The 12253-nt window shown below is 45.3% G+C and carries 11 protein-coding genes; 3 read left to right on the forward strand and 8 right to left on the reverse strand.

What is annotated here, in order from left to right; translation table 11 throughout:
- Positions 1–152 precede the first annotated feature (152 nt).
- Positions 153–347: a hypothetical protein gene (locus AC6R1O_RS08545; RefSeq protein ID WP_500656852.1), complete on the forward strand. Its 195-nt coding sequence runs from the start codon at positions 153–155 to the stop codon at positions 345–347.
- A gap of 359 nt (positions 348–706) precedes the next feature.
- Here AC6R1O_RS08545 and AC6R1O_RS08550 read toward each other — a convergent pair whose 3' ends face one another.
- The 3 genes from AC6R1O_RS08550 to AC6R1O_RS08560 all read right to left on the reverse strand — a co-directional run bounded on the left by AC6R1O_RS08550 (position 707) and on the right by AC6R1O_RS08560 (position 4820).
- Complete coding sequence (locus AC6R1O_RS08550) at positions 707–907, reverse strand: hypothetical protein (protein WP_500656853.1); 201 nt, start codon at positions 905–907, stop codon at positions 707–709.
- A 54-nt stretch (positions 908–961) separates the two neighbouring features.
- Entirely contained in the window at positions 962–1342 is a 381-nt protein-coding gene (locus AC6R1O_RS08555; RefSeq protein WP_500656854.1) for a hypothetical protein, read from the reverse strand.
- 106 nt (positions 1343–1448) lie between these two features.
- A complete protein-coding gene (locus AC6R1O_RS08560) occupies positions 1449–4820 on the reverse strand; it encodes an adenine nucleotide alpha hydrolase family protein (protein WP_500656855.1) in 3372 nt (1123 codons plus the stop codon).
- A gap of 204 nt (positions 4821–5024) precedes the next feature.
- Here AC6R1O_RS08560 and AC6R1O_RS08565 point away from each other — a divergent pair, with 204 nt between their 5' ends.
- Both AC6R1O_RS08565 and AC6R1O_RS08570 read left to right on the forward strand, forming a co-directional pair.
- A complete protein-coding gene (locus AC6R1O_RS08565) occupies positions 5025–6206 on the forward strand; it encodes a DNA sulfur modification protein DndB (RefSeq protein WP_500656856.1) in 1182 nt (393 codons plus the stop codon).
- 9 nt (positions 6207–6215) lie between these two features.
- Complete coding sequence (locus AC6R1O_RS08570) at positions 6216–6539, forward strand: hypothetical protein (protein WP_500656857.1); 324 nt, start codon at positions 6216–6218, stop codon at positions 6537–6539.
- A gap of 388 nt (positions 6540–6927) precedes the next feature.
- Here the strand turns inward: AC6R1O_RS08570 and AC6R1O_RS08575 are convergent, their stop codons facing one another.
- The 5 genes from AC6R1O_RS08575 to AC6R1O_RS08595 form a co-directional block, all read right to left on the reverse strand.
- Positions 6928–8298 carry a hypothetical protein gene (locus tag AC6R1O_RS08575; RefSeq protein WP_500656858.1) on the reverse strand — a complete coding sequence of 457 codons (1371 nt, stop codon included), beginning with the start codon at positions 8296–8298 and terminating at the stop codon, positions 6928–6930.
- Positions 8298–9545, reverse strand: a complete 1248-nt coding sequence (locus tag AC6R1O_RS08580; RefSeq protein ID WP_500656859.1) for a ParA family protein — start codon at positions 9543–9545, stop codon at positions 8298–8300. Before AC6R1O_RS08580 ends, AC6R1O_RS08575 begins: the two co-directional genes overlap by 1 nt.
- Before the next feature lie 833 nt (positions 9546–10378).
- Positions 10379–10768 (reverse strand): hypothetical protein, encoded by a 390-nt coding sequence (locus AC6R1O_RS08585; RefSeq protein ID WP_500656860.1) that lies wholly within the window; start codon positions 10766–10768, stop codon positions 10379–10381.
- Between the two features lie 22 nt (positions 10769–10790).
- Positions 10791–11939: a toprim domain-containing protein gene (locus tag AC6R1O_RS08590; RefSeq protein WP_500656861.1), complete on the reverse strand. Its 1149-nt coding sequence runs from the start codon at positions 11937–11939 to the stop codon at positions 10791–10793.
- 1 nt (position 11940) lies between these two features.
- Positions 11941–12253: hypothetical protein (locus tag AC6R1O_RS08595; protein WP_500656862.1), on the reverse strand; the 313-nt coding region annotated here is incomplete at its 5' end.

Here is a 12253-nt window from a genome sequence, read left to right on the forward strand (position 1 = left end):
GACACTTTAGAAGAAGCCATCAAGAAAGCTGAAAACCTTCCGGTAATGCACTCCACTCAGGCTCACGGTGTCGAAGACGCAGTTTGGGTTGTTGAAGATATGGACGGCTCTGCGCAAGAAATCTACGCAGACGAAGACTAATGGGAAATCTAATGACAAAAGTTGAGCGCGATGTATGGTCGGATGACGATGGAAACCTCACTGCAACCGAAGCAACAAAGCTTGCAAGTGTTGTTCATGATGATGACGCACCCTACGGGTATTGCAAGCATGTGTGGCGTGTGAATGCTTCCACCAATCGTGATGCAATTAAATTGTATCGCCAAGAATTGAAAGCTAACTATTGATTAGAGGGAATAGAAATCATGAAACAAAGTGAAATTTGGGTGCCAACGCCCCATTTGAAAGATCCTTAACTAAACACCTCGCTCCGTTCGATTGGGGGATGGTGTGAACCAATAGAACGGAGAACGATCATGTTTACTCACGCGCTAGATTTGCTGGCGGCGCTTAGGGTGGCAGATCTACATGTTGGCCTAGTTGTAGCCGTAGTAGTTGCTGTGAGGCTAAGGTTTCATGTAGATGTAACCCGAACCGCTGATGCCGGCTTCACCGTTACCTTTCGGGTAACTTTCTAAACCCTCGACTTATACGAGGGTTTGTTCGTTTTTGGATGCCACCACTGTTAGCAATGACCAATTAACGACTACTGCAAAAACTGCACAAAGTAGTCTCTCTCAAAGCGAGCGCAGTATTCTGCGTCAGCTTGGCATGCAATGACACGGCCTTCGGGCAGTGCATCAAGTTCTGTGGCAAATTCTTCTTGAGTCATTAACTCACATTCTTCGCCCTCCAGTGTTTCGACTTCCCAAATTCCGGTGATGCTATCTGCCATTAAATAGTTCATTTTCAATTCCTTATTAGATTGGGCTTCGGCGTCATAACCTAGCCGTTGATAGAGTTATAGGTTTGGCTCGGAGAAGTGCTCTTTTACCTCGTTGATTGTGGCTACCTTCTTTCGATATTGACTCACTACCCTACTAACTTGCGGGACAGAAGAATCGGTTATCTCCGCGACGGTCTTTGCCGGTACTTGGCCAACGACACGCAGTTCTAACTGCTTCTTGGTTACGTCGCTTGGCTCATACTGGTAGAGAGCAAGAACGAGATTGAAATGTAGTTGGGGGCTAGGTTCTCCGTGACGCTCAAACTCAGTGATAGCTTCGATGTGTCGAAGCGAGTTATAGATCGTGTTTCGCGCCTCCCGCACATAGCGTCTAAACTCGAAGGGTTGGTCTAAAGCATCGATCACCCGCTCATGCTCAGAGAGCTTATGATTCAAGAATAGGTCCTTCACTACTCGAGCCACTTCAGTATTACGAGGTTTTCGAGTTAATCTCTGTAATTGGTCAAACTGTGTTTCGGTCATACTTTGCCTACTTGGAGTATCAGTTTGCTGCTCTTAGGGCAGCTAGTCGTGCTCTTTTCTCATCAGATAGCGGACCAATAGTACTGGTACGACACTCTAAGGTAACGACTTTTCGTATCATTGAGTCAAAATCTATCGCGTTGAAGGTAGCCACTGTTGCAGCTATCGATGACTGGAGAGCAGTAGCTGCTCCAGTGAACCGTGCATTAGCTATCTCTTTGCTTTCTTTCCTCAGCCCTTTAGCTACAGCCAACGTGTTGCTAAACGCCATCTCTGTTAGGAAACGATTACGCGTAGCTCCAGCAGCGACATAGGCATCAACCAACTGAGAGGCCATTGATGGATCTTTGAACTCGAAGTTCCCCATACCATCGTCATCAAGATCGCACTCCCCTGCTTTTTGGTGGATATCAAGCAAGCAATCGACTATTTGATTACACCGTTGTGACAACGAGCGGGAAACGAGTGCTGTCTTGTTTCTATAGACTTCGAATACAGTCTGCATGCTCTCAAGATTGTGGCGTAGTGCAGTAAGTTCTTCTTTTGAGCTCAGCATTTTGACCAGACTATCAAAACCAGTGGCGCAAGGGCTGAACTGTTGCATCCAAATTTCATTGATGTTCCCATTCAAAGACAAGTCTGGCCTGCCTGTAAATGCTTGATGTGAAGCATGAATCGCCATCGATAAGGCTTGTTTCTCGAAATGTGTGAGAAATTCTATTACACGCTGGCTAACTGTACGAACAAGTGTATTAGCACGCTTGCCAGAGAGCATATCTCTGAGTTCAGCTCGCTTTATATTACGAGCGCGGCGTACAGCAAGAAGTTGATTGGCTTTCTGGGATCGATGCTCATCCATTGAAATGACGCCATTAATCTGAGCAATGTCAGAATGCGGCATGTCCGATAGAGTGAAGATACTGGAAGCATGGAATATTTCAGTGCGTACAAGAGAACGGTTAACGTAAGCTTGAAAACGTGGAGACATTTGCAACCCAGACACTTTCATCAGCGAGTGAAAGGCTCCAGTGCCTCCGTACTTTCTAGCGCCAGTACGCTTGGAAAAACCATCTCTGACATAGTTGTCATGAGCGGAAATGGCAGATTCCCAATGCGTCTTCATAAACTTAGCGAACTTGCTTTCTAGAAAGTCCATCGAAAGATCCAGATTCTGAACAAACTCTTCGTCCATATCATAGTCATATAGTGAGAATTGCTGCGCTCGTGTTTCTTTAGTATCTGGGAGCCAGTAACCGACGTCGACACGATGCTGTTCAACGAGTGCCGGTTGATCTGACGGAGTGTAGTCTTGCAAACTTGTGCGCCCTGCGGTAAACAAGCCATTGCCGACCTTAGTGCGCTTTCGACGCGTAAACCGCAATCCCGCCTGTTTTCGGGTTTTTGGTGTATGTGTTACACCAGAGAAGGCACTTGTAAAAGTACGCGCAAAAGGAACTTCTGTGTAAAACTCTAGTTTGAACGTTCCGTTTGCCTTAAGCACGTCTGACAGCACTTGCTCTACGGATTTGGCGTAGGTGGCGCCGACTTTAGCCAATTCACGGTCCATCTTATCTAACGCTAATGTTAGGAGCTCTTGATATGCGGCGGAGCCCTTGGTTATCGGAAAAATACCAGACGGAACTCTGCTTGCCCATAGGTTATGGTTTGTGCCATCAGTGGACAGCTGAACCTTCAATAGCAGCGTATTAGCTGGGCGCAACCTGTCACGATGAATGAGTTCGTTGTTTAGTCCGCGAAGAAGTGGAGCGTGGTGATGAATGTTGGACTTGGTGAAGTCTATCGGTAACCAGTGAGACAGCGCATCACTCTCCACAATGCTGGCATCAAATCGTCTGGCCGGTGAGAACAGTTGATAAACCAGCGCATCAGGGATCTCTTTATTTAGTATCGATGTATCATCCCATTTCGGCAGTCCCTTGGCGGCTAAAGCTGCGTTCAATTCATTATTGAGCATCGGCATTGGTTTGCGGTGCCCTTTTCTCACATTGTCAAGGATCTTCATTGGACGGTAAGGTGCAGAGTTGAGCCCATGAAGCGACCACAAAGCAGATAGCATGACGGCGTGTTTCTCTGTAAAGAGTTCCAGCATAGGCTTGGCACTCATTCGAGCTATGTAGGCCTCCACGTATTCATCTTTGACATCACTTCGGAGAGAGCGATCTTCCATGATATCCACGACGCCCTCATCTTCGTAGATATTACCATGGGCTAGTTGTTCACAAAATTTTCTGTGAATGTGCTGTTGCTTCTCGGTGATCTGAGAGGCTTGATAGATAATGTACTCGAGCGTTTTCGCTTTGAGTACATTGGGTTGAAGGTAGACATTGGAAGTAACGCTGCACGTAGCGCGAGGGTGAAACGCTCTATGTTCGATCATAGTCGAACTGCGAACGAGGTAATCACGAAAACGGACAACGTCATCCCCGAATCTAGACCAGCGCGGATACTGTAGCATTTCTTGGCCTGAAACATCCTCGCTAACAAGACCACACGTTTGGCAGCCATAGCGAGCGACTCCACCACACGAGCCACCATCAGTAACTTGACAAACATCGTTAGACCCTTCCCCATAAATAGCCAACAGAAGGCCGAAGTTGTTTCCATAACAAGGAATAGACATTCCGATAGGCATGCGCTTGATAGGATTGCCCCCAGCATGACTCAAACAGTCTATTACGTCACGAGTTGTCCAATCGGCTATTGGCGCAAAGCGGTGGAAACCATATCCCTCTCCTTCTTGATTTAGCTCGTCCAACAATGCGTCAGCAGATGTGTAAGATTGGCCTCGCTTGTTAATATTGGCCTTTCTTCGTTGAGATTCATCGAGACGCACTCCGCTAAGGTTAACCCACTTCGCTTGTTGGTACTTCGGAGCGAGCGACTTTACCGCTTTTGATAATGATCGCTTCGCCAAGTCCAATTTCCAGACGGTACTGCAATCGGCACTGCGACCCGACGCAGCTGTAGCGAAAAGTTTCTGAGTACCAGCGTAAAGAACCATCAATTGCTGGTGGAGAGGCGGCGATACGATACTCATCGTAAGATTGATTCCATACTGCTCACATGTTTCTCGCACTTGGTTGTGAGCGAAAGGAACGTAAGTCTGAATATTGTATGGTTCTAGCAAAGTATCCACCGTAATAACCACTAGAGGGTGGTCGGCCTCTATAATTCCGGATTCAATACACCGGCGCATAGCTTCTATAGTGGCATTCAACACAGTGCTACTGTCTTTACCGGCAGAAAAACCAAGCTGATAGACCACGCCCATCTCAAGTAACTTCATCAATTTAGCGACTAGATCTTCAAAGCGAGTATAGCTTTGTTTGGCTACGTCATGATTTAGTGATGTCAGGTCAAAGTAGTTCATGCGCTCTCACATATATGGCTTGAGTTTGGTTAACATATTAACATCGTTTATCGTGGTGTCAATTAGTTTATTGATCGTTATTTTGCAGTGTTTAAGCCTTAATCTGTCACTATATGTTGTGTATTGCATTTTTTGTTGATTAACAAATTAACCTCGTGTATTGTGTTATTAACAAATTGACATCGTTAACGTAGAGAGTGAACTATGACTGGCGAAACATGCACGATTGAGAAGAAGAAGAACACCGCAGAACAATCAGTAAAGCTACTATGCATTTCCGGCAAAGAGGGAATTGGCACAACGCACTTATGCAAAGTCAGCTATGGGCAGTATTGCGCTATCACATCTGTTGAGGATACTGAGCTTGATGAGAAAGACCGTATGCAGCGGATAGTCCAGCAAAGTAGAGCAAAGGGTGTTACCGACTATCTTAGTGGGCGAGATAACACGGTCTTTCCAGAGGCGGTATTGGTGGTAGGTAGTGAAGCGGTAATCACGCCCGTTAACGGGCCGGACTCGGATGCAGAAGAGAACGGAAGCTATCTATCGATCATAGAGATACCGTCTTTCGCTGATAGATTTTTGGTAGATGGACAAGGTCGCCGTGTAGGTATTGAGGAAGCACTTAGACTAAAAGAGCAGTTAGTCAGTCACCATCTAGATTTGAAGATTGTACAAGTGCAAACGGAAAGCGTTTACGAATCTGCGAGTTACGTTAGACAAATTTTCGCTGACTTTCATCTGCATATGAAGAAACCATCAAAATCACAATCGATCTATTTCGACAATGAGTGCCCTCTTTACGTGTTCACCACTGAATTGATGTCAATTGTCGACAGAATGGGGACACCGTTATCTAAGGCTGTAGCCGTAGAGGGCCGATTAGGTCATGGGCAATTCATGAATATGGCTACATTGAGTGACTTTGTGTGTGCATTTGTCGGAGATAGCCCCGCGCGTGTCAAAAAGTTATTCGAGGATAGCGACAAATATGACTACTACCTGCTGGAAATTGCCCGATTTATCGAAGCCTTATATGGGCACTTGCCTTACAAATCCTTATTGACGGCGACCAAGGAAGTGTGGAGAAGCACCGTTGATGGCAACTTGGCGTGTTGTGTCATTGGCTTAAAAGCCTTGGGAATGCTTGGAAATAGCTTGCATGTGGACGCGAAATTAAGCGGCAAAGATGAGTTTGATTGCAAGCCATTAGAAAAGTTGCGCGAAATACCCTTCTCTGATCGAGAGCACCCTTTGTGGTTGAATCATCAAATCTACCAACGTGTCGATGGGAAAACAAAAATTGTTAAAGGAAGCGAGCGCCGGTTAGCGCGCCTTTTGTGTATCGAACTTCGCGTTATTCCATCTGAGTACTGCAATCGATAGGAGAAGGAAATGGCGATATTAGACTTACAAGCAGAGCAGTGTCCGCACGTCATGTCTTTGGTCCGCACTGCCCTACTTCGCGCCACTGCTGATGGTTTTATAGGTGAAGTGCAGATAAGGACAATTGAGCAATCCGTGCCCGAGAAGTTAAAGATATTTTTAGCTAGTTTAGAAGCGAACGTATCAATAAAGAGTTCGACAACATGCTCGTTGGACAATGCGCGTCGCAATATGTTGTTGGCGACTGAGGATATTAGTGAGCAGATGCTATTGAAAATAGAAGTAGAGCAATTCATCACACTAGAGCTCCGAGGCAAGTCAACTGACCGATGAGTATTGACGACTCACGTCTCCGAGGTATACTGCCTTAGCTGAAACAAGATACCTCTAGATTCAGCATATGCCTGCCCAAATGTTTGGTCGCGGATGGACAGGCATATTCCCCTACACTTTTCGTTAAAATCCTTACCTGTGCGTAGTTATTCGACTCAGAAGCTCCCTAAATAGAAGATGCTGGATTGGGTGGTTGTTCCAAATAACTCCTGATCTCGACTAGTACGCTACTGAACTCACGCCAACTAAGCGCATGAATGCGCGTCGACTCTCCGGTAGAAAAGGCTTTAATAATCAATTGTGCAGTTGTCATAGTAAGATACCTCTAGTAGAGCTCGGCAGAAGACTGGTCAGTTGGTCGCGGACAGTTTCGTGCCGAGCGGTTGGTTTAGTTGTTGTCCTCGCTTGCTTCATGAGCACGCAGAACAGATTCAATCACTTCTTGCTGCTCGGGGGTGAGTAGCTCGTAGTTACTAGCCAAGAGTTTGTGGAGATCTAGCTGCTTGACTGATGGTCGTGAGAGTTTTATCTCATGAGTACGACCATTTTTGTGGCTACGTATAGTGGAGTATTTGAACTTATCGGAACGAGATAGTTCCACAGGCTCTGACCAAGCAGGCTCTGGCTGTTTGGTTATCTCATGCTCAATGAGCAACGCTTTGATCGACTGATGAATCTGTTTGTGTTGCTCCGCAAGAGGTGCATTTGAGTCAAAAGTCAAAGCATCTTTGAATTCAGCAACCCATTGGTTCACTAATGGCTCGATTTCAGTGAAGTACTGAAGTTCGTTGTGGCGGTTAGGAACAAAAGGCTTACCAAGCTTGGCAGCAATACTTTTACAGCACTGCTTCAATGGTGCATACAATTTGTTGTTGATGGATTCATAATCAGGAAACAATGATATTAGCGACTCTGTGACCATTGCTGCATCCAAGTAGCGTTGGAGAGTTCTATCGCTGACCAGTAGTCGGAATTCCATTCTGATCGCTTCAAAGAAAGCTTCGTTGAAAGTCACATGGTTCCGCATCATCGCACTATCTTTAGCATCATGATTATGTTCATTTTCATGATGTTCAAGTTCGCCGCTTTCTACTTTTCGGTAGAAGACGGCCTGCACAGCATCGTCAAAGGAAGATGAGGAAATATCATCTCCAAGGCTAATGGCATACTCACGAATGTGATTGCCCTCTTCTCGGTAGGAAAGATTACGCTTCAGTGTGGTGATGTGCGCTAACATCCGCACTTCACTATCTGATAATTCCGTGCCTTCAGGGAACACCCATAATGGTAGGTCTTCTTCGGTAAAGCGCGCAGCCCCAAAGCGGCGACTAGAATCAATGAGCTGATAACGGCCATTTAACTCTATCGCTAAGCCTTCCTCTTGAATACCCACCTTGGAAGCGGTCTCAATGATGTCAGCAAGGGCTGTTCTAGTTAATCCTTTCTGATTTCGTTTATTCAGAGGATGAATGGTGACCTTGGAGTCTTTAGGATCATCATCTGTATAGTTTTTGAAATCTGAGTAAGGTACAACTACACGATAGGCGCTTAGCTTTCTACCACCCAGTAGTCGGTATTCTTTAGTTGGCTGGCCTTGTGCACTTATGCCCAAAGCCTGAATTACTTCGTCACGCTTTAGCTCCAAGTTTGACAGTAGGTCTTTCACTGTTTTTAGTGATTGCTGTGAACGTTTACTTGAAATAAGCGCAGATTCGGCTTGTAAGCCTGCTTCTTGGTTGCCTCCAGTTCTAGCGGTCATTATTTATCGCCCCATGCTGTTTTGAAAATATGATTCGCTAGTGAGTAGTATTGTTTCATCACTAGGTTTCGATGTTGTTTGTGTCCCTTCAATCGCAGAAGAGGCACTTTCTTTTCCGACGCCACTTCATAGGCCTTGACCTCATCCGCAACTTGCAGCACAGAATTGATAGGTCGTAGGAATGTTTCGGCACGCTCTCGATATTCCTGCTTGGTTGGACATTTACTGAGGATAGAAATCATATTTTTCCAACCGGTAAAGCCCAGCGGTTCAAACTCTTTAATGAACGTAGTTAAGGTATTGCGGAAATTACCAAACGCGCGCAAGTCAAGTGAGCGAGGGGTTGAGACCATTACAAGGTCTGTTGCTGAATACAGATACATGTCGTTCAGTGAGTCCATCGAGGGACTACTATCTATAATGATCAAATCGAAGTCATTGAGTAACGGTTGAATTATCAAGTCTTTAAACATGCTGTGGGCCTGTTCGAAACCATAGAGCGCGGCAAGACGAGTAATAAGGCGAGCAACACCATAATCTTCAGGAGATCCTGGTATGAACCATAAGTTGGGGATTTCGCTTTTAAGAACATAGGGCTTATCACCGGTAAACAGTAGTTCACGTAACTCTTCTTGCACTTCAGGGCTCAGACGTTCTTTGCGAGAGAGATGTCCGTATTTTTCGAATAGAGGAAGAGTGGTATCAAACAGATAAGAGTCGTCCACATGACTAAGGAAATGGCCAATTGAACCCTGCTTGGAGTCTCGGTCAATGATTAGGGTACGGTTGAGTCTTGATGGGTCCATTACGGATGCTGTTGCGCTATTAGCTGCGCTAGACGTTTTACCTACCCCACCTTTACCGCCAGTCCATAAAACAACAGGAACCTCGTAGTGTTCGCCCTTTTCGCGACGAATACGGGTAGAGTCCACGCCGCAATAACTCAAGAATCGCTCAGCTTCATCATGCGAGAACTGACGTTTGTTTGCGGCATCTTGGTAGATGATTTCGCCAGTGTCCTTCTCATATTGGGTGATGATACGGCGCATTTGCTGTGACTGGTCATCATGAATGCCAAGCACTGGTGCAAGCTCACCTCCATTGAAAACTAAATCACGTAACTTATCGTCTGTTGTATTGCGTAGAAGCGATTGAACGATATCGTTGGGGGTGTGTTGTTTGTTGAATTCAAGAATGTAGTCAAACTCATTCTGAAGCTGGGTCAGGTTGGCATTAATCAGGGTCATGTGTACACTCCAAGTTATACGCTGATGTGAAGATTATAAGCGTATAGCTTATAAATAATCAATACGCTTATAATTGGTTTGTGTGGTGTTTCACTACAAAAGTACGATTTTTCCTGTTCCTTCAACGATATTGAGTGGATCTCGAGTTTTGACACGGTGTCATTGCCAAAGGTATTGAGTGGATTCCGAGTTTTGACACGGTGTCATTGCCAAAGGTATTGAGTGGATTCCGAGTTTTGACACGGTGTCATTGCCAAAGGTATTGAGTGGATTTCGAGTTTTGACACGGTGTCATTGCCAAAGGTATTGAGTGGATTCCGAGTTTTGACACGGTGTCATTGCCAAAGGTATTGAGTGGATTCCGAGTTTTGACACGGTGTCATTGCCAAAGGTATTGAGTGGATTTCGAGTTTTGACACGGTGTCATTGCCAAAGGTATTGAGTGGGTTCCGAGTTTTGACACGGTGTCATTGCCAAAGGTAATGAGCGAGTTTTGAGTTTTGACACGGTGTCATTGCCAAAGGTATTGAGTGGGTTTTGAGTTTTGACACGGTGTCATTGCCAAAGGTAATGAGCGAGTTTTGAGTTTTGACACGGTGTCATTGCCAAAGGTATTGAGTGGGTTTTGAGTTTTGACACGGTGTCATTGCCAAAGGTATTGAGTGGGTTCCGAGTTTTGACACGGTGTCATTGCCAAAGGTAATGAGCGAGTTTTGAGTTTTGACACGGTGTCATTGCCAAAGGTATTGAGTGAGTTTTGACACGGTGTCATTGCCAAAGGTATTGAGTGGGTTCCGAGTTTTGACACGGTGTCATTGCCAGTTGAAGTTGACTTAGTTCTTGTTTTGTTGCGGGTAAACGCCCTTTAGACGCAATACTAAAGCCACCAGCACGCTGATGATCAACAATACCAACAAGACATGAATGACAGATTGAGCGCTGTTCAAAAGAGCCCTCAAACTTTCGAGCACGATCACGTCAAGGGTAGTCGCGCGAAATGACTCAGAGGTAGGCAGAAACTTTTCCAAGATGTGAAATGAAAATCCGCCGGTGAGACTGGTTACAACAATGAGGGTTGATATGATACGTTGCCAAGAAGAAACAACTTCAGCACCGAAGATATCAGTGTATGCAGTAAGAAGGGAACGCCTCATAAATACGACAACGACCAACCCAGAGATACATGAAAAACAGAAAACTGATAAAAGCAGTAAAATTACCATAGTATAGACTCTTGAATAGTAGCTAGTTCATGCCTTTGATAAACTGAACCATAGCGGCTTCATCAATATCAGAGGCGGTAGAGGAAAGTTTTGAAGCCTTAATACGCAACGACTGCTGTATCCTTGCACCCACATCACTACCTACAGGCATGGTCACAACATCATTGAGCAAATGAGCCATAAGAAGTTTGGGTTCATCCTTCCAAGATGTTGCACATTGATATCTAGCTACGTAATCCAGCATTCCTTCAATTGGCAATCCATCTTCAATGTGACTAAGAAAAGCGTCGCGTTGACCATCAATATAATCCTGCGTATACCGATTGATACCACCGCGCAGCATGGTATCTGGGTCTTCTCCGTCTGGTAAAAAAGTAAACGTAGCGGTACGGCTTCCACTAAGAAGAGGTCGGATAGTGACAGCTGCGCGCATTGCTGCTTTTCGACCAGCTTCGTCGCCATCAAAGCAGAATGAAATACAGTCGGTATATTGAAACAGCTGCTGCAACTGCTCTACAGTAACTGAGGTTCCCATGCCGCATACTGCGTTTTCAATACCGAATTGATGCATGGTGGCAACATCAAGATAACCTTCTACGGCAATAATGGACGATTGAAAGCCCTGTTTGGCAATGAAGTTTAAGCCAAAAACGACATCCTTTTTGTGAAATATGGGCGTATCACTACCATTGATGTATTTAGGCGCATTCTCTCCAGTAAGTGCTGAATCAAACACGCGACCGCCAAAACTGACAATTTGGCCTGTTTGGTCCTTAATGGGAACAACAATTCGACCGCGGTAACGATCACTGTATTCGCCACGAGAGTTTAATCGAAGCAATCCCGACGCAACCATTAAGTCAAAAATTACGCTTGAAAGCGCCTCATCATTGAGTTTTGAGGGCAGAGTGCGCTGAATTGAACTCTTCCACACTTTATTGTTCTTTTGTGATGTAAGTTGATTGAAACCGTTCGGCGAGAAACCAAACTCAAATTTAGCCAAAGTAGCGTCATCCAACCCACGCTGTATTAAATAATCGCGAGCTGGAACGTGCGTGTTAAGGTGGTACTGATAGTAGTCAGACGCGACCGCAAGTATAGTTTGCATCGGCGCCAAAACGGGAGAGGCCACATGGTGATGGTCGTTAAGTTTTAGCTTAAATCGGGCCATACTACATCCCCATAGAAGCAGAGTAGTTAGCTTGATCTCTAATAGACTCTAATTCTTCCGTTATTTCTTGAATGTCTAGTTCAAGGCCATGTTCATAATAGAAAACTTGAGCGTATCCATTACACGCCTTCTCAAAAGACTCTCTTTGTTGATCCACAAGTTTGTTAGTGACGAAAACTACTGGAGGCATGTGCTGATCTTCTTCGAGTGATTCTTCAATCTGGCTAAATCTAGGTGGCGGCGCATCCAAGTCAGTAACGAATACCACCGTTTGTACAAGATAGTCGAGCTCGTAGGCTTTACTGAGGGCATTC

Source organism: Vibrio sp. R11-SG3-ISO3-SZ (assembly GCF_059834345.1).